This is a genomic window from Paenibacillus sp. FSL H7-0735 (assembly GCF_038008505.1).
Taxonomy (GTDB): domain Bacteria; phylum Bacillota; class Bacilli; order Paenibacillales; family Paenibacillaceae; genus Paenibacillus_AQ; species Paenibacillus_AQ odorifer.
The window spans coordinates 202,478-221,716 of sequence record NZ_JBBOZH010000002.1 but is presented as its reverse complement, the minus strand read 5'-3'; the positions used below and the strand labels follow the sequence as shown (position 1 = coordinate 221,716).

Below are 19,239 nucleotides of genomic sequence, written 5' to 3'. Positions count from 1 at the left end.
AACGAAACAAGATATGCTGGCTTAGTCGGTCATACATAAACTTCTATTTGTGCACAGGTCGCAGTAAATTTGACATGTCAGTGAAAACTTTCACTTAGTTTTCTCAAAGTGATAATTATCACGTTAATGTGTTTTACGACACGCTACAATGGTCATAAAGGAACAAATTTGAAGTAAATAGATGAAGGAGATAGGAACCATGGCTTATAGCAAACCGCAGCAAATTGCCGAAGTAACTGTAGAGAATGGCATAAAAAAAGCTCATAATCCGCTAAGTACCGTACTTATTCTGGGCTTTTTGGGAGGAGCGTTTATTGCGCTCGGGTTTTTATTGGATATTCGCGTCATTGCTGGCGCACCACAGGAATGGGGTTCCATTGCTAACTTTATCGGAGCCGCAGTCTTCCCCGTTGGGCTGATCATGGTACTCCTTGCAGGTGGAGAACTGCTGACAGGGAATATGATGGCCGTGCCGCTCGCTTTTATGGCTAAGAAGATTTCTTTCTGGGAAGTTGTGAAGAATCTTTTGCTCATTACGATTAGTAATCTGGCTGGGGCATTATTTGTAGCTTATTTCTTCGGTCATGTAGTGGGGTTAACTTCAGAGGGTGTGTATTTAGAAAAATTGGTGGATATGGCTGGTCATAAAATCGATGCAGAATTCTTTCCGGCATTTGTTTCGGGTATCGGCTGTAACTGGCTCGTTGCGCTGGCCGTATGGCTCTCCTATGGAGCAGATAACTTCAGCGGCAAAATCCTTGGTATTTGGTTCCCAACGATGGCCTTTGTTGCGATCGGATTCCAGCACGTTGTAGCTAACATGTTCCTAATTCCAGCAGCTATTTTTGAAGGTTATTATTCATGGGGGCAATACTTCACTAACTTTGTTCCCGTCTGGCTCGGCAATTTAACGGGTGGAGCAATATTTGTCGCAGCTGCCTATTGGATGGCATACTTGCGTAAAGCACCTACGGCTATTCAATCCGTAGATAGCATGTCCGGCAGCAGTGTCAAAAAACACGCTTAAGCTCGTCTTATAGAGCACTCCATAGAACATTCAAGGTCTGCCTTATTGGTGGCGTTAATGTTTAAGGGGTGCTTTTTGTTATGTAGACACAAAAAAATCCGCCGTGATATATCCGCGCTCGGGGGAACGAAATCGGATCACGGCGAATTTTGAAGGGGGAGTGTTTCTAGGCTCTATTACCCCGTCTTTCTAAAAGCGAATCAGTTTCTTCTTGTTTAGTTTGCTTTACGGACGACAGCCACAGCTTTAAAATAAGAATAGATATTAGAGCTAGGGAGGACTGCGGACGTGAACCCCAAGGGAGACGGGATATTTCATGCGATATGTGCGTTTTATTCTCTAGATTTCATGCGTACTTTATCGCGATAAAACGTCAATGTGTATGCTTGCTCATAACCCTGTTTTGGGATAATACTGGATGAATTAATGACACATATATAACAGGGGATGTACACTACTTATGAAGTTTTTACAGGCATATCCAAAAGAAGTGAAAATATTTCTAATTGCCAGCCTAATTAATGCAACAGGTAGTGCGCTGATGTGGCCGCTCGTTACGATGTATGTATTTGATGAGCTTGGACGCAGCATGTCAGATGCTGGACTGGTGATTCTTATTCAATCGGTTGGTGGGATCGTGGGTCAACTACTCGGGGGCTCACTCTATCATAAGGTAGGCGTTAACCGGCTGATTGTCGGAGCGCTCGCCATGAATGCTTTGGCACTGTTCACCTTGCCGGCAGCTAGTAACAACTGGACGTTATTTATGGTTGCAATGGGACTGGTAGGATTATTTAATTCCTTATCATTACCTGCCATTCAGGCATTTATCGGCTTTCGTTTCACGAAGCAGCGTGGTGAGCTGTTTAATGTTATTTATGTCGCCAATAATATTGGTGTAGCACTGGGTACGGCATTAAGTGGTTTTTTGGCCGATATTTCTTATATGCTAAGCTTTGTGATGAATGGTGTAACCTCGGCTGTATTTGCGGGTTTCTTTTTTGTATATCTGAAGAAAATCGGTGGAGAACCTGCGCATGAGGTAATGGGGCATCAGAAGAATGAACCAGAGAAACAATCCACGTGGAAGCTAATGGGGCATACTCGTATTTATCTTTATATGGGGATCGGTTCTTTGTTCCTGCTTCTCGGTAACTCTATCTGGAATACAGGGGTATCTCCGTTCATTATTTCAGAGGGCTGGCCTAAGAAAACTTATGGTTTTCTCTGGACACTGAACGGTATTTTGATTTTTGCAGCGCAGCCATTGGTAACGATGATTAAGCGCTGGTTCGCGTCTACCTCAACGGCGCAAATGACTGCAAGTGCCTTGTTTTATTTGGGTGGCTATGCGTTTCTTTTGTGGATGCCTAATTATCCTGGTTTAGTGCTCGGAATGGTGCTTGCTACACTGGGAGAAATGCTGATTTCTCCAGCGATGCCATCCTTTGTCTCGGATCATGTGGGGCGCAGCGCACCATTTTATTTGGGACTAAGCGGAGGGATTGGTGCGGTCGGGAGAGTCATTGGCCCTTACTTCATGGGCAGACTTTATGATAGCGGTGGTTTGGCACCAACAGCCTGGCTGGCCTGTGCGATGGCGCTGCTGTCTGTAGGATTTTTCGTCATCCATGCTTTATTCAATCGTAAAGGCCATTCATTAGAGCGGTCCGTAGGATAACTATACATAGTGGATTCCAACATCTGCTGTGAATTCTATAGAGGTGCAAGGCAAGGGGTGTACATCTTATGAAACAAATCAACAAGGCAAGGTTAACTATTAGACCATCAGAGATTAAAGACGTGCGAGAACTGATTGATCTGGACCATCTGATTTGGACAGAGGACACTAGTCCGGGACCTATGTTGTGGCGCTCACAAGAGGATTTCTTGCTGAATGCTCCCCCGGGCTCTCAGCTCGTAGCACTGCAAGATGACAAGCTATGTGGATATGTCGGGTTTGGCTGCCCTAGTAGAATGGAGAGCAACCGGCATGTGTGCGAGGTTAATATTGCTGTTCATCCGAACTATCAACGTTTAGGCGTCGGCCGGCAGCTCATGGAAGCCATTAAGGAACATGCTGCGGCGCATGCTATTCGTAAGCTTCGCCTGCGTGTATTATCCTGTAATGAATCAGCGATTTCTTTTTACCGGGAATGCGGTTTTGTGGAAGAGGGGCGTCTGCGGGAGGAGTTTTATCTTGGCGGCCGTTATGTGGATGAGATATTTATGAGCTGCATGCTGACAGGAGGAAATGGATATGGAGATCATCTCGCTTAATGTCGGTCGGCCGGTGACGGTGGATTATCGGGGGAAACCTTTGGAGACCGGAATTTATAAAACGCCAGTAGAAGGATCGGTTCGGCTGCATACCAATGGATTTGTTGGAGATGGTCAGGCAGATCTTAAACATCATGGTGGTCCTGACAAGGCGGTATGCGCCTATCCCATTGAGCATTATTCTTATTGGGAACAGCAGCTTGGAAAGAAACTGGAGTACTCGGCTTTTGGAGAAAATATCACCACGACGGGTCTGCTGGAGACAGAGGTGTGTATTGGCGATGTATATGAAATAGGCACCACTTTGCTTCAGGTCAGCCAGCCACGATACCCTTGCTTCAAAATCTCACAAAAGCATGGACCCGCAGATCTCCCGGCTCAAGTTCTGGATACAGGGTATAGCGGGTTTTACTTGCGTGTACTTCGTGAAGGAATGATTTCAACCGGCGATGCAATTGTCAAAAAAGAAAATGGAGACAGCAATGCGTCTGTGGCGCATGTACTGCATTTAATGCGTGTTGGGCTGCAAGAGGAAGCTGCTCTGGCAGAGCTTGTGGAGCTGGAAGCCCTCTCAGCCGTAGTGCGGAATAAGTTTCGAAAACAGCTGGGTATGCCAGAGATCTAGTCTTGGTCTGCTCAATAAAATAAACCTGGGGGCGTATGCCAGCCAGGTTTATTTCTGCTTGTGTGTTTGTTTAACTTTGCTTACGTAACTTAGCCGAGCAGCTGCCACTCACTACGCAATAAACCATATACGGCGTGATTCACGTAGCCATCGGGCAGCTTTTCTGCCTGTCTGATCACACCTTCGAGCACAAAACCAAGCCGTTCAGGAATTGCCCGGCTAGTTACGTTGGCGGTCGCGCAGCGAATTTCTACCCGCTGCAGCTCCATTTCCAGCAGTGCGTAGTCTACTAGAACTCGGCAGGCACTGGTCATATAACCTTTGCCTTCATAGCCATCACCAAGCCAATAACCAATCCCTACGGAACGGTTATGCCAGTCAATCTGGTGATACCCAATGACGCCGGCGAGCTCGCCGCGGACCCAAAGTCCAGCAGTGAAGGCGCCATTGTCGGTGCCTTGTTTTATAGCATTTTTAATGAAATTAAGGGTGTGATCCTGTTCCGTAACGGCATCAACCCAAGGAAGCCATTGCCTAAGTCGTTCCCGCGAGCGCTCCACTAACGCGAATATGTGCCTAGCATGCTCAGGCATGAGTGGCTTTAAGATAAGCTCTTCGTCGATGACATAATTAAACAAGCAGTTGCCTCCTTTTCGGCACAAGGCCTTATGTATGATTATGGATTTTTTCTTATGATTATCATGCTACTCTATCGCCCGCAGAGAAGTCAAAAGGTCTAAAGATGCTAAAAATTGATCCAGGCCATGTGCCCCCTTTTATTGAACAATCTACAGTTAACGGGTATATTAGTAGGAAACATGTTTATACAAGAAGTAGTGTAACACTACAGAACGAAAGGTTGATAGCTGTGGAGAACCGTACTACCCCCTCCAATTTTATTAAAAATGTTATTACCGAAGACCTCCGTACGGGTAAAGTAAAAGAAGTTGTCACACGCTTTCCGCCGGAGCCGAACGGTTACTTACATATCGGACATGCCAAGGCGATTTGGATTAACTTTACACTGGCGGACGAGTTCGGTGGCAAGACTAACCTAAGATTTGACGACACGAATCCTGCCAAAGAAGATACGGAATATGTGAACTCCATTCAGGAAGATGTAAAGTGGCTGGGTTATGAATGGGAAGAGCTGCGTTTTGCATCGGATTATTTTGAGGAAATGTACAAACGTGCCGAATTATTAATTACTAAAGGTAAAGCTTATGTAGATGACCTCAGCGCGGATGAAATTCGCCAATTGCGGGGAACGCTGACAGAGCCAGGACAGAACAGTCCACATCGTGAGCGCAGCATCGAAGAGAATTTGGATCTGTTCCGCCGTATGCGGGCAGGGGAATTCAAAGATGGTGAGAAGGTTCTTCGTGCCAAGATCGATATGGCATCACCAAATATTAATCTGCGTGATCCTGTCATCTATCGGATTACTCATGCGCATCACCATAATACAGGGGATAAATGGTGCATCTATCCGATGTATACGTTCGCTCATCCACTTGAGGACGCTATTGAAGGAGTAACTCACTCCCTTTGTTCGCTTGAGTTTGAAGATCAACGCCCATTTTATGATTGGGTCGTAGCGGAATGTGAGATGCCTTCAGTTCCGCATCAATATGAATTCGGCCGTCTGAATCTCGCTCAAACCATGACTAGTAAACGTAAGCTGAAGCTGCTGGTAGACGAAAAACATGTGGATGGCTGGGACGATCCGCGGATGCCAACGATCTCCGGCCTGCGCCGCAGAGGATATACGCCGGAAGCGATTCGTAAATTCGTGTACGAAGCAGGGATCTCCAAGAGTCAGGGTCTAGTGGACCTGCAAATGCTGGAGCACTTTATCCGGGAAGACCTTAAGTTAACTGTGCCTCGCACTATGGCTATACTTCGTCCGCTTAAGGTTGTTATCACCAATTATCCGGAAGGCCAAACAGAATGGCTTGAAGCGGAAAATAATACAGAGAATGAAGAAATGGGCGTACGCCAAATTCCGTTCTCTCGTGAGATCTATGTTGAGCGCGACGACTTCATGGAGAATCCGCCCAATAAATATTTCCGCTTGTTCCCCGGCAATGAAGTACGCCTGAAGCATGCTTATTTCATCAAATGTAATGAAGTCATTAAAGATGAGAATGGCGAGGTTGTTGAACTGCATTGTACGTATGATCCGGAAACAAAGAGTGGCAGTGGATTTACAGGCCGCAAGGTAAAAGGTACTCTGCACTGGGTAGAAGCTAGTCAAGCTGTGCCTGCAGAATTCCGTTTATACGAGCCACTGATTTCTGCTGAAGAAGTAGATGAAGCTGCAGAAGTTGAAGGTCTGGATTCCACGGTAGAGAAAGCCGAGCCTAGCTTCTTGGATCAGCTTAATCCTAAATCCATTGAAATCTTACAAGGTTTTGTGGAACCCGCACTTAAGGACAGTGTGGCTCAGGATAAATTCCAGTTCTTCCGTCATGGCTATTTTAATGTAGATAGCAAATATTCGGCGCCTGGGCATCTCGTATTCAATCTTATCGTTTCACTGAAGAGTTCATTTCAGCCTCCAAAACAAGGCTAACACTTGATTCGTTCAGGTTCTTTATAATAAAACAGGCTCAAACGTCCCGTTTAGGTACGTTTGAGCCTGTTTTTTATATTTTCGCTTATAATATTTCGATGTGAGAGAGTTCTTCCTCATCCTCTGTAGGGGGCCGGTAGCCTCCGCGGTTTACAAAGAGCCACATGAAGGTAAAGCCTAGCGTTCCAAACAGTGTCAAGAAGACACCCGCTTGATACATGCTCTGTGCCCCTAGATTCTGATACATCCACCCGCCGAGAACTCCTCCAACAATACCGGCTATACCGCTCCAAGTCAGTGTGTAGAGCGCTTGTCCTGAAGCACGGTAAGGTCTTGGAATAAGAAGCATGGTCAGTTGAGTGCCTACATAGAAGAAACCACCAAATGTTATGCAGTGTAAAATTTGAATGAGCACTACTTGGAGGGCTGTAGTCGCGTCCGCCATGAACCACCATCGTAGTACGAATAAAGCGCTAACCAGCGCAAGCCAGCCGAGCAGAACAGATATTTTACGTTTAAGGAATCGGTCGCAGAGAACAAATACACCCACTTCCAAAATAGAGGAGAGGAATACTGCGAGACCAATCATTCCCTTGGAGCCGCCTAGGTCCGTAATATACAAAGACATGAATGTGGTGTTCATGGTGTTCGGTATGGAAACTAGGATACCAAACAATATGAAACACAAGAAAAAGGGATTATAAATTAGTTTGCTGAAGCCTCTATACGGCATAGGAGCCATGCCAATGGTATGGTTAAGTTTCGGTAATGCAAGAATGGATAACATTGATGCACATAGTAAGCCTGCAAACAGATAGGACAAGATAGATACACCAGCCCAATCTAGGACCAATCCGGCGGCAATTGCAATTAGTGCCCACCCCAATGAACCCCAAAGCCGAAAAGAACGGAAGCGATAGTTAGTTCCGTCAATATAGCTGAGAATCATCGTATTGCTCTGAGCAAATAACGGTCCTTGGAAGAAATAGAACAAAAGAATGGAGATGTAGATCATCTCATATGTATTTGCCCGAAACATAAGCTGGGATAACACTAATGTTCCGATTAACATAAGCAAAACGATTCGCCGGATATTCTGGTATCGGTCAGTCCAGATCGCCCAGAATGGATTTGCAAAGATGGATACTAGCGCACCCATAGAGAATACGGCACCGATCTCTAATTTGTTCATCCCTACATCCAGCAGGTATAGTTGAAAGAAGCTGGAGAAGAGGACCATGGTTCCGTATACAAAAAAATTGAACCATTTTAAAGACGTGAAAGAAGATGGATAGTTAACGCCTTTCCGCAAATGCGTCACTCCTTTCCCACTAGATGTCTTGCATGGATATACTGACCAATATTAGGCCCTTCTATCACTGTAACACGTGTTGAAAAGGGATACAAACTTCCTTTTTTACTTTTTTACATTTTTTTAACGTTTATTTAAATTTGATCCGCTAAGTGACAAAAAACGCATATAACAAGTTTGCAGGTGGCAGAAATGTTAAGAGATCGCTCCTCCTTACTAGGAATATGCCTGAGGATTACCCTATCTACGTCGTACAAAAGCGGATCAACGGGTTTAACTTCAGTTTACAATTCAGGGCTAGGATGGGGTTAAGCGAAACAGAGATGATACACTCTTCTCGCAGAGTCACCAAGAAAAGGGGAGTTTTTGCATGAGAAAATCCGAAGCTAAGGGGAAAACGGCGCTGAAGCCATTCCTCACATTATTAAAAGAGACCAAGCCTTCATACGGCTTATTGGCAATAGCCATTGCACTAAGCATGATCTCGACATTGGTTAGTCTGGTGATCCCAATGTTCACCAAAAATCTGGTGGATGGCTTTTCTTTGGCCTCCGTCAGCAAGCTGCAAATTGCGGGTATAGCGGGTGCTTTTATCGCGCAGACGATCGCCGGGGGAATTTCCATCTATCTGCTGAATTACGTGGGCCAGAAGATGGTTGCAGGTCTACGTGACCGGTTATGGCGTAAATTTTTAGTATTGCCAGTAGCTTATTACAATGATAATCGAACAGGAGAAAGCGTCAGCCGGATGACGAATGATACAGGGATCATCAAAACGCTGATTTCTGAACATCTGGCCAGCTTATTTACCGGAGTGATCTCCATTGTGGGCTCCATTGCTGTGCTGTTATTTTTAAATTGGAAAATGACGCTTGTTCTATTCACCGTTCTTCCACTATCTGCGTTGATTCTGGTGCCGCTTGGACGGCAGATGTACAAAATCTCCAAAGGCATGCAGGACGAAACAGCCTCTTTTACCGCGACACTTAGTGGTGTATTGTCAGAAATCCGTCTGGTCAAATCCTCGGGTGCAGAGAAAAAAGAGTACGAAGCAGGCAAAACCGGAATTATGAACCTGCTCTCCTTTGGTATTCGTGAAGGCAAAATCAGCGCTATGATCAGTCCACTTGTCTCTTTTGTTTTTATGATGTTACTTGTGGTCATTATCGGTTATGGCGGAATGCAGGTATCTTCCGGGGCTTTGACAGCTGGAGAGCTGGTAGCCTTTATCCTGTATCTCATTCAGATTATTATGCCGCTTACTCAATTGACCACGTTCTTTACACAGATTCAGAAGGCTAAAGGGGCATCAGAGCGCATTATTGAAACCCTGGCAGCAGAAGAGGAGGTATATGAGGGCCAGGAAGAGGCGAACGGTGCAGAAGGTCCTATCTCGGTAGAAAATCTAAGCTTTGGATATAAAAATGGTGAGAATGTGCTAACCGATGTAAGCTTTCGGATGCTTCCGGGTCAGGTGACGGCTATTGTTGGACCGAGCGGGGGCGGCAAGACTACATTATTTTCACTGCTCGAACGATTCTATGAGCCTCAGAAAGGTATGGTTAAGTTAGGTGATAAACCAGTGTCAACCTTCTCTTTACGCTCATGGCGGAAACTGATCGGGTATGTCTCACAGGAAAGCCCATTATTGGCAGGTACGATTGCTGAGAATTTAACCTATGGATTGGATCGCGACGTTAGCATGGAGGAGATGCGTGCAGCAGCAGCAATGGCTTATGCAGATGGCTTTATCGATGAGCTTCCTGAAGGATATAATACGGATGTTGGTGAGAGAGGTGTGAAGCTCTCAGGTGGACAGCGGCAACGGATTGCTATTGCTAGAGCGCTGCTGCGGAATCCAAAGATTCTTATGCTTGATGAGGCTACCTCCAGTCTGGATAGCCAATCAGAGGCCGTAGTACAGAAAGCACTGTCCAATTTGATGAAGGGCCGGACTACGATTGTAATTGCGCACCGTTTGGCTACTGTTGTAAATGCTGAGCAGATTATTTTTATGGAAAAGGGCCAGATTACCGGGATGGGAAGACATGAAGAACTGCTGGAAAACCATGAGCTGTATCGTGAATTTGCCACCCAGCAGCTGCAGATGAATAACCTTGAGATTCAAGACAATAAAGAGGAGGCTCCAGTGATACATGACAAAAATACTAGTAGCGGACGACGATCCGCACATCCGCGAATTGGTAGAAGTATTTCTGAGAGCTGAGGGGATGGATGACATCTATGGAGCTTCTGATGGACTGGAGGCTCTTCAGATTCTGGAGAGCCATAACATAGACTTAGCCATTATTGATGTGATGATGCCCAATTTGGATGGCTGGGAGCTGTGCCGGAAGATGCGCCAAACTTATGATTTTCCGATATTGATGCTGACGGCTAAGGGTGAGACCTCCCAAATTGTGAAGGGCTTTGAACTGGGAAGTGATGACTATCTCGTCAAACCCTTTGAGCCAGTGGTGCTTATTGCGCGAGTAAAGGCGCTGCTCAAACGTTACCAAATCTCTGCTGCACAAAGTGTGGGGATCGGCCGGCTGCGAATGAATCGTAAAACCTACGAGGTATCCTCAGAGTATGGAGAAGTCACCTTGCCGCTTAAGGAATTTGAGCTGTTGTTTAAGCTGGGCAGCTATCCGGGGCAGACATTGACTAGAGACAGGCTGATCGAAGAGATATGGGGTTATGATTTTGAAGGGAATGAGCGGACGCTCGATGTGCATATCAACCGTTTACGCGAACGGTTCGCTCCAGATAAATACGGGTTTGTTATTCGTACCATCCGCGGATTAGGCTATCGGCTGGAGGCAGAGGCATGAACCGGTTTAAGGAGCTTCTTAAGCGGATTGGGATGACTTTTATTTACTTCGGTGGCGTTGGGATTAGCTGGAGTGCAGCTTATTTCTTAATGAACTGGATATATGGCAGGGTTGGACGCCCCTCTTCGGAGTATTTGACCCAGTTAATCGGCGTGATGGTCGGAATTGTGATTTTGTTCATGATGGCATTGGTAACCTCCAAGTTATTCCGGGGCTGGGAACGTGTTTTTTATAAATCAATTATCGAAGGTTTAGGGCGTATTGCTAAGGGTGATTTCAATGTGGTACTCGATAATACTAAGGACTATGGTGATTTTGGTGAGATTGTAGAGAGCATCAACGTAATGGCCAGCGAACTGAGTCAGATGGAGACCATGCGTCAAGACTTTATCTCTAATGTATCGCATGAAATTCAATCTCCGCTAACCTCTATTCGGGGGTTTGCTCTTGCGCTGCAGGATGAAACTTTGAGTGTGAAGAGCAGGAGGCACTACCTTAATATTATCGTGGCTGAGAGTACCCGTGTATCTGGGCTCAGTGATAATTTATTGAAGCTGTCCGCGCTTGAATCGGGCAATTTTCCGTTTGAAAATCAGATTTACCGCCTGGATAAGCAGCTTAGAGATACGATTCTGGCTTCTGAACCACAGTGGTTGGAGAAAAATATAGAGGTAGAGGCTGAACTGGAAGAAGTGAATGTATCTGCTGTAAAAGATTTAATGAGCCAGGTCTGGACCAATCTACTGCATAACAGCATCAAGTTTACTCCGCAGAACGGTTACATCCATATTAGCCTTCGCATGGTGGATGAGCAGGTAGAGGTGGAGATTCAAGATAGCGGGATTGGCATCTCGGAGGAAGATCTGCCTCGGATCTTCGAGCGTTTCTATAAGGCAGATAAAGCTAGAACCGCAAGTGGTGGCGGTAGTGGACTGGGTCTGTCACTGGTTAAAAAAATCGTTGAGCTGCATGAAGGTAAGGTAACTGTACATAGTCGTCCGGGGGAAGGAACCGCCTTTAAGGTGAGCTTGCGAGTACGAAAGAAATAAACTTGCTGTATGTGAAAAACAGCTGAAGCTGGTATTCTGGGTGGATTCGAGGATAACACCTTCCGTCCTGAGAATAATGCCACAAGAGCCGAGGCAGGAGCGACTATTTATAAGCTGCTCGAAGCTCTGTCTCTCTAATAGTGATTGAATAGTTCATCGCTAAGCTTTAAACCAAACGCCGCTTTCCCAGATTGTTCAGTGGGAAAGCGGCGTTTTTTGTATTTATGAAATTAAAAGAGGAACTATAATACCGGGATGGACGTTTATCCACCAATTTGAGACATGCGCCGAGCTGTCGGCGTGTGGCTTTGTGCTTTTTTCTCCAGAGCTAAGGCCATTTCATGGTTATGAGGTTTGTTGCCCAGCGCTTTCCGGAATAAGGCCTGCACAGCAGCAGGATCGCTTATTAAAGGACGGACATTGTATTCATCTGCCCAATACAGGCAAGCTTTGATGTGCCCATCTGCGGTAAGTCTCAGGCGGTTGCAATTATCGCAGAAGTGATCGCTCACCGGATGAATCAGGCCGAATGTACCAGGGGCTCCAACAACCCGCCGATTCTGGGAAGGGCCATTCCCGGAGGGCATTTCTGCTGCTTCCGTTTCCCAACCAGCCTCAGTACAAGCTTCTACAACCCTTTCCAGAGGCAGATAAGTTTGGCGCCAAGCATCAGTAGCACTGCCAATCGGCATGTATTCTATAAAGCGTACATTTAGAGGACTCTCCAGCGTAAGGGAGATGAAGTCTTTGATTTCGTCGTCATTAATTCCTTTCATCAATACAACGTTAAGCTTTATCGGTTGAAGTCCGGCGGCTTGTGCGGCCTCGATCCCCTTTAATACCTTGGCGACTTCACCGCCACGAGTAATCATAGAAAATCGATCCTGCCGTAAAGAGTCTAGGCTGATGTTTACCCGTGACAGACCAGCCTCTTTTAACAGCGCGGCTTTGGCTGGAAGCATTAAACCATTTGTAGTCAGCGAAATATCTTCTATACCTGGAATCGCGGATATCATCGCAACAAGCTTTTCCAGATCTTTGCGGACAAGAGGTTCTCCGCCAGTTAGTCGTACTTTACGTAATCCAAGAGGGGCTAGCGACTTAACGACTGCGGTAATTTCCTCGTAACTTAGAATCTCGTCCTGCGGTTGGAATTGCATCCCTTCCGCTGGCATACAATAGATGCAACGCAGGTTGCAGCGGTCGGTAACCGAAATGCGGATGTAATCGTGTAAACGTCCAAAAGGGTCCGTCAGCGGCTCCATGGCGTTGCTCCCTTCCTTTAAATCTGGCTGATAAATTGCTCTTAAATTTTCTCGTATAAACGCCTAACGTCACTAACAGGATAGAACGCGAAGATGTTTATACTTGTTTAGAATTTTAAAGATTGCTTGGATTCACGTCAATGAGCAAAGTTCTGGACGACAGGGTTTCATTACATAAAACTGGACAAACTAGATAAGAAGATAACGCATATTGAATAACGAAAAGTGTGACAAAAGTACGACAAATAAAGTTTTTAGACATAGAATGCTCACGGAAAGCGCTTTTAATTTCCGATATAATCTAGGTGCGGATTAGTTTTAACGTTCACTTTTGCGAAAACAGATAGGATACCGGAAACCGCACGTCGGTAATGTGTGTGACGGAGAGTGACCGGGAAACCATTGAGGAGGATTTGCAAAATGAGTACACATACTGTTCCATCGCTCACCGTTCCGGAGGCTTTTAGCCGTTGGTTGGAAAGTCGGGGATTAATATATCAGCTTTTAGTGGATTTTTTGGGTAGAAAACCATCACTCTCTCTAGTGGCTCAATGGAGCCGCCATCGCCAGATGAGTGTAGCGGCAGAGATGACAGAAGGCGGTCGGGAGCTGAAGCGCTATTTGAGTCAGGAACCGAACAAGCTGCCAATGATATGCGAGAAAGAGAGCAAAGAATATAAACGGCTTATGCAAGAGCAGTCCGTTAGTTCTTTTAAATTGCGCGAAGCAGCGATTTTAGGTCGTTCGGAGGATTTCTGCAACGTGCTTGCGGATGTGTACACCTCCGCTGGAATTGTATTCAATAAGTGTAATGGTGAAGCCGATGATCATATTGCTATTGAGCTCGAATTTATGGCAGTCATGCATGAGCGTATGCTTTACAATAGCTTTTCAATAAGAAGTGCTATGGAGCTGCTTGATATTCAGGAGTCCTTTTTGGAAAAGCATCTACTTCAATGGACACCGCAGTTCTGTCAGAAACTAAATGCAGCAACAGATAGTCCGCTATATCTAGGCCTCTCTCATATGCTTGAGGAGTTTCTGCCACTTGATCTGCAAATGCTTCGTTCCTGGAGAGCTTCATTGGAGAGCAGTGCGGCTACAAGCATTTAATATTAGAAAGCCCGACCTAATTGATAGGTCGGGCTTTTGCGTGCTATTCAAGTAGATATGAAGCTTTAATAGAAGCTCTGTAGAAGCACAAATAGAAGTACCATGTGAAGCATCCTAGTGATGATCTAGTTAAACTCCGATAGAAGTAGAGGCTGACACACCAACTGAAGTAGTAATTGAAGTACCAACCGAAGCGTCTTATTGTTGCCCAACTGAAGCACCGATAGACTAATTGGGGAATTTCTCCCTGAAATTCTGGGATTTTCAGTCATCAGACTAATAATTAGGGAAAACCTCCCTAAAATATAGCTGATTCGGTGGTAATTAAAGAAATCCCCTTATTATCAGGGAGGAAATCCCTAATTTCGTTCATTTAGAGAAAATATCGGCTTTTTTCAGGGAATTTTTCCCTAATTAGTTTAAGATCCACTCCGCACATCGCCCAAACACAGAACGCAGTAAACACAAATGTACGCCGTCCAAACGACCCACGCAGATCACCCGCTGTATGCCGCGAACCCCACCATAAATCGCACATCGTCCACCGCTCTTCGTATATCATCCAGCGCTCACGGTACATCGTCTGCCACCACAATGCTGCAAATGCTCCACCGCCTGTCGCCACAAATACCGCATATCGCAAACCCCCCACCATAAATTGCATATCATCCAGCACCCACAGTACATCAGCTATCACACATCACGTATTTTTCACCGCTCAACTCTCTCCACTCACCACCCAACCTAATGACGTTGAACATTGGCACAGCACACAGTCTATTGGCCAAAGTAGGAATCCGCTGTGCAGTCTTTTACTAAAAAAAAGAAGCTGCCTCATAAGTAGAATTCACTACTTTGGAGACAGCCTCTTGTTTAAATCTAATTTACTTGGTCACATCAGGTGTTCTAATCAATTACCTTTTTGCTGCGGAATTTCATCAGGAATTCATACACGACTGGCACTACTACAAGTGTCAGCAGCGTGGAACTGACCAAACCACCGATTACGGTCACGCCGAGCCCCTTAGAGATAATTCCTGCACTATTTTCAAGTCCAGTAACCAATGGCAGCAATGCACCAATCGTTGCAAGGGCAGTCATCAGGATTGGACGTAAACGTGTGCCACCTGCTTCAAGCAAGGCCTGACGCGTAGTGAGTCCTTCTTTTTCCTTATGAATAACGCGGTCGATGAGGACAATCGCATTCGTTACTACGATACCAATCAACATCAGCGCACCCATGAGCGAGGACACGTTTAAGGTTTCCCCAGCGATCAGCAGGGCAACGAGTACCCCAATCACTGTGAAAGGAAGTGAGAACAGGATAGCGAATGGTGCTAATCCACCGCCAAATGTAACCACAAGCACGAAGTATACGATGGCAATAGCGGCCGCCATAGCAATTCCTAATTGACCAAACGTATCATTGATCTGCTCGGTTACACCGCCGAAGGTAACAGTTACACCATCAGGCAATTCCATAGCATCTACTTTTTCTTTCACGCTGTTCGAAGCGCTATTCACGTCACTCGAAATAATTTCGGCAGTAACATCTACCTTCATTTTACCGTCCATACGAGTAATCGAGTCAGGTGAGGAGCCATTTTCAATTTTAGCGACTTGCCCGATTGGCACGGAAATGCCTAGTGGCGAAGTCAAAGTAGCCTCTTCCATTTCTTTAATGCTCTTGTACGTTTCTTTATCTGTTTCGATATAGACTTTGTAGTTCTTGCCGTCCAATTCTACTTCTGTGAGCACTGGACGCGTGCCTGCTGGACTCAGCTTCATCGCAATTTGTCCGGCTGTAAGTCCAAGGGAGCTAAGCTTCTGTTGATCCGCTACAATCGTATATTGATCGTAAGCTTCCTTGAGACTTGTTTCTGCGTCTTTGAAATTAGTGGTGTCAGCCTGTACGATTGAGGCAATCTCATCCGCGACCGGCTTCAGCTGATCCAGTTCATCTCCGAATACATTCACGGTCAGAGTGCTTCCACCCATGCCTCCACTCATCAGAGCGGACATGTCACCCCATACACCATCTGGCTCTTCTGCGGTCAAACCTTCAATAAGCTTCTCTTTAACAGCTTCGAAATCACGAGTATCACTATCATAAACGATGAAAAATAGTCCTGAATTGCTGGATCCACCCATACCCATCGGGCTTCCACCGCCGATGGAATATTGCATTTTGTCTATATGCTTCTGCGCTAAAATGTATTTTTCAGCTTTCAGACCTTGTTCTTGAACTTCCTCAATCCGTTGTCCAGCCTTTGGTGAATAAGTAAGCATTACAGTTTTATCCTCTTGGGATGGCATGAAGCTTACACCAATAGGCTTGATTAAGAATAAGCTGCCCGCAAGGAGAAGAACGGCAACTCCAAACGTAACGAGTTTATGAGAAAGACACCAGTTCAGAATCTTTTGATAACCAGCAGAAAGTTTGTCTGGTTTCTCGCTGTGAGTTTTTTTACCTTTCAATCCATTACGGAACAACGAGTGAGCCATTGCAGGAACTAGGGTAATCGCAACTACTAATGAAGCGAGCAGGGCGAAGACCATGGTTAGAGCGAAAGGCAAGAACAGCTCACCAACCATACCACTAACCAAAGCAAGTGGTAAGAACACCGCGATGGTTACAATTGTAGATGACATGATAGGCACGAACATTTCACGCGTGGCTGCACTGATTAATTCTCTGCCCTTCAGTTTCTCACCAGATAAGGAGAGCCGTCGATATATGTTCTCTATAACTACAATCGAGTCATCGACTACCCGCCCGATCGCGACCGTCATCGCTCCAAGTGTCATCATATTAAGCGTAATGTCCATCTGCCGCAGACACAGCACTGCAATCAGCAGGGATAATGGAATAGAGATGATAGAAATAATCGTCGAACGAATATTCCGCAGGAACACCAAAATGATAATTACTGCGAATAAGGCACCAAACACAGCTTTGGACAACATCGTATTTACGGAGTCCTCAATGGGCTTACCTTGGTCAAGCAGAACAGTAAGGTCAATGCCTTTATATTGTGCTTTTAATTCTTCAGTTTTGTCTTTAACGCCATTTACAACATCAACAGTGTTGGCATCATTGGCTTTGACAATCTGAATACCGATCGATTCTTTACCATTTGTACGGGAGATGGATTCGGAATTCCCCACAACCTCAATCGTGGCCAACTCTCCGAGCTTCACGGTTGGAAGTCCCATACTTGCAGCTCCGCCAGGAGCAGCATTTCCAGCACCTGCACCAGCAGCTCCGTTAGCAGCACCAGCGCCGGTAGCTCCAGCACCTGCAGCACCTGCAGCGTTAGCGCCAGTTGGCATTACCGGTATGGTCACATTTTTAAGATCTTCAACGGTAGTGATGTTGCCGTCCACGACAACTGCTTTTTGAGCCTTGTCCATCTCGAATAGTCCTAGTGGAACACGGAGGGAAGAGCCTTGAATGATACCTTTAACGGTATCTTCAGTCAGTCCATATTGGCTGAGCTTATCTTGATTGAATTTAAGTGATACTTCTTTGACGTATTGACCAGAGATTTGAATAGAAGCCACACCCTCAACATCCTCTAGGGCTGGGCGAATATCGTTCTCAGCAATACGTGTCAATTCCTCAAGGTCCTGGGTATCTCCATTGGAAAGACTGAGCGAAACGACAGGCATTGAGCTAAGGCTAAAACGGGAAATGGAAGGCTTCTGCACATTGTCTGGCAATGAGACCTCATTTAGCGATTCGCGCACTGCTGCTGTAGCATTATCCAGATTTGTTCCGTAATCGAATTCAATTTGGATACTGGAGGCATTCTCCAGAGAAGTGGAGGTGATCGTCTTTACACCATCCACATTGCGGAGCTTTTGCTCCAACGGTTTGCTGACATCATTAACGACGCCTTCTGGTGCGGCCCCCGGATAAATGGTTGTTACGCTAAGATAGGGTATACTAATATTAGGCAAGGTTTCTTGCTTCATCGTCAGTCCGCTATATAAACCGGCAAACACAATAATTATCGTCAGAAGCCAAATGGCAAATTTGTTCCTGAGCGAGAAATTAATTAAGCTTTTCATAAGTTTCGTTTCTGCTCCTCTCGGCCCTTTTCTTTACGAAATAAGGCGCCATTATAAAAATTCATAATACTCACTATCCATGACTTTCTCTCTACCGAACTCTTCTTAGAGTCAATTAACGAAATACACATGAATTGTGCGGAATTGAGGCAATTAGCTTCCTCAGCTCTTCTAATTCTGCTGTGAGCTCAGAGCAGGATTGGAGGTTGGACAGCATCCCCTGAATGATTGCTTTTCGTGGGTGAGGTATAAGCACTTCACCTTCCAGAATATTGAGCGATTCCAGCAGATCGGCTGCTTCTTCGGATTCTATACTATTTAATTTACTGACCACAGTCTTCATTTCTTTAATGAGCTGTAATGGATTCTTTCGTTTATTCTCCTCATTCTCCGCCATCCAGTTCGCTAAAGTAGCAGAGTTGATTAGTGGAACCTGTTTACTAGTGAGTAAGCCAGACACAATCATATCCATTAGATTCATTAGATGATCTGCCATATCGGCAATGGGTACCTGCGTATCCTTACGAAAAATAACCGCAATATAAGACTTGATGAGACCATGTCCGATCATACATAAATCTCCGGTATAGGGAACGACGTCTTTTCCATAGAGCAACTCCATCTTCACCTGGAACCATCTTAAGAAGGAAGCGTTGTTTCTCCGCAGCCAGTCCGGGACTTCAGTATCAAATCCTTTGCCCGCAACCTCCTGAATTTGACGCTGCAAGAACTCGCGCAATTCGTACACGTGACTTAGCAGAATTTCTATCTGATTCCTAAGCTTCTCACGTGGTGTTCGTCGGGTTTCCTGTTCTTCACGTAACAAGGGATCACGAATCATCCGATAACAATAAAGGAAGATACTGCGCTCCAGTTCTTCTTTTGATTTAAATACCAGATACAAACTGCCCTTCGAAATCCCACATAATTCAGCGATCTCTTGCATGGATGTGGACGAGGAGCCTTTCACAGCGAATAACTGCATGGCGATCTTAATAATTTGTTCCTGCTTGTCAATAGTTTTATCATTCATTAAAGGATTAACCTCCTTTCTGACTACTGGGTTCTATAATTGACTAGTTGGT

The 19,239-nt window shown here is 45.4% G+C and carries 15 protein-coding genes and 1 pseudogene; 10 read left to right on the top strand and 6 right to left on the bottom strand.

What is annotated here, in order from left to right; all coding sequences use genetic code 11:
• Positions 1-199 precede the first annotated feature (199 nt).
• From NSS82_RS28640 to NSS82_RS28625, 4 genes are all read left to right on the top strand, one after another.
• A complete protein-coding gene (locus tag NSS82_RS28640; protein ID WP_036681949.1) occupies positions 200-1,027 on the top strand; it encodes a formate/nitrite transporter family protein in 828 nt (275 codons plus the stop codon).
• A 460-nt stretch (positions 1,028-1,487) separates the two neighbouring features.
• Positions 1,488-2,708, top strand: a complete 1,221-nt coding sequence (locus NSS82_RS28635; protein WP_076273630.1) for an MFS transporter — start codon at positions 1,488-1,490, stop codon at positions 2,706-2,708.
• 68 nt (positions 2,709-2,776) lie between these two features.
• Entirely contained in the window at positions 2,777-3,307 is a 531-nt protein-coding gene (locus NSS82_RS28630; protein WP_076273631.1) for a GNAT family N-acetyltransferase, read from the top strand.
• Positions 3,288-3,932: an MOSC domain-containing protein gene (locus NSS82_RS28625; RefSeq protein ID WP_081386724.1), complete on the top strand. Its 645-nt coding sequence runs from the start codon at positions 3,288-3,290 to the stop codon at positions 3,930-3,932. The genes NSS82_RS28630 and NSS82_RS28625 overlap by 20 nt, the downstream gene beginning before the upstream one ends.
• 89 nt (positions 3,933-4,021) lie before the next feature.
• Here NSS82_RS28625 and NSS82_RS28620 read toward each other — a convergent pair whose 3' ends face one another.
• Entirely contained in the window at positions 4,022-4,570 is a 549-nt protein-coding gene (locus NSS82_RS28620) for a GNAT family N-acetyltransferase (protein WP_036681941.1), read from the bottom strand.
• 230 nt (positions 4,571-4,800) lie between these two features.
• Between NSS82_RS28620 and NSS82_RS28615 the strand changes: the two genes are divergently transcribed.
• Complete coding sequence (locus tag NSS82_RS28615) at positions 4,801-6,507, top strand: glutamine--tRNA ligase/YqeY domain fusion protein (RefSeq protein WP_038574952.1); 1,707 nt, start codon at positions 4,801-4,803, stop codon at positions 6,505-6,507.
• Positions 6,508-6,592: 85 nt separating this feature from the next.
• Here the strand turns inward: NSS82_RS28615 and NSS82_RS28610 are convergent, their stop codons facing one another.
• The gene (locus NSS82_RS28610) at positions 6,593-7,828 is read right to left on the bottom strand and encodes an MFS transporter (protein ID WP_305953522.1); all 1,236 of its coding nucleotides are present in this window, start codon (positions 7,826-7,828) and stop codon (positions 6,593-6,595) included.
• 361 nt (positions 7,829-8,189) lie between these two features.
• On the opposite strand from NSS82_RS28610, the gene NSS82_RS28605 reads away from it, so the two are divergent.
• The 4 genes and pseudogenes from NSS82_RS28605 to NSS82_RS32755 all read left to right on the top strand — a co-directional run.
• Entirely contained in the window at positions 8,190-10,046 is a 1,857-nt protein-coding gene (locus NSS82_RS28605; protein WP_076273633.1) for an ABC transporter ATP-binding protein, read from the top strand.
• A complete protein-coding gene (locus tag NSS82_RS28600) occupies positions 9,976-10,653 on the top strand; it encodes a response regulator transcription factor (RefSeq protein WP_036681932.1) in 678 nt (225 codons plus the stop codon). Before NSS82_RS28605 ends, NSS82_RS28600 begins: the two co-directional genes overlap by 71 nt.
• Entirely contained in the window at positions 10,650-11,702 is a 1,053-nt protein-coding gene (locus tag NSS82_RS28595; RefSeq protein ID WP_036681931.1) for a HAMP domain-containing sensor histidine kinase, read from the top strand. Before NSS82_RS28600 ends, NSS82_RS28595 begins: the two co-directional genes overlap by 4 nt.
• 30 nt (positions 11,703-11,732) lie before the next feature.
• Positions 11,733-11,840: pseudogene (locus NSS82_RS32755) on the top strand (S-layer homology domain-containing protein); the annotation flags it as partial.
• Positions 11,841-11,965: 125 nt separating this feature from the next.
• Here the strand turns inward: NSS82_RS32755 and moaA are convergent.
• Positions 11,966-12,967, bottom strand: coding sequence for a GTP 3',8-cyclase MoaA (gene moaA, locus NSS82_RS28590; RefSeq protein ID WP_036681928.1), 1,002 nt, complete (start codon positions 12,965-12,967; stop codon positions 11,966-11,968).
• Positions 12,968-13,387: 420 nt separating this feature from the next.
• Here moaA and NSS82_RS28585 point away from each other — a divergent pair, with 420 nt between their 5' ends.
• Positions 13,388-14,080, top strand: a complete 693-nt coding sequence (locus NSS82_RS28585; protein ID WP_036681926.1) for a TorD/DmsD family molecular chaperone — start codon at positions 13,388-13,390, stop codon at positions 14,078-14,080.
• A 373-nt stretch (positions 14,081-14,453) separates the two neighbouring features.
• On the opposite strand, the gene NSS82_RS28580 is transcribed toward NSS82_RS28585, so the two are convergent.
• The 3 genes from NSS82_RS28580 to NSS82_RS28570 all read right to left on the bottom strand — a co-directional run bounded on the left by NSS82_RS28580 (position 14,454) and on the right by NSS82_RS28570 (position 19,187).
• A complete protein-coding gene (locus NSS82_RS28580; protein WP_076273634.1) occupies positions 14,454-14,777 on the bottom strand; it encodes a hypothetical protein in 324 nt (107 codons plus the stop codon).
• Positions 14,778-14,986: 209 nt separating this feature from the next.
• Complete coding sequence (locus tag NSS82_RS28575; protein ID WP_076273635.1) at positions 14,987-18,154, bottom strand: efflux RND transporter permease subunit; 3,168 nt, start codon at positions 18,152-18,154, stop codon at positions 14,987-14,989.
• Positions 18,155-18,269: 115 nt separating this feature from the next.
• The gene (locus tag NSS82_RS28570; protein WP_036681609.1) at positions 18,270-19,187 is read right to left on the bottom strand and encodes a TetR/AcrR family transcriptional regulator; all 918 of its coding nucleotides are present in this window, start codon (positions 19,185-19,187) and stop codon (positions 18,270-18,272) included.
• Positions 19,188-19,239 lie beyond the last annotated feature (52 nt).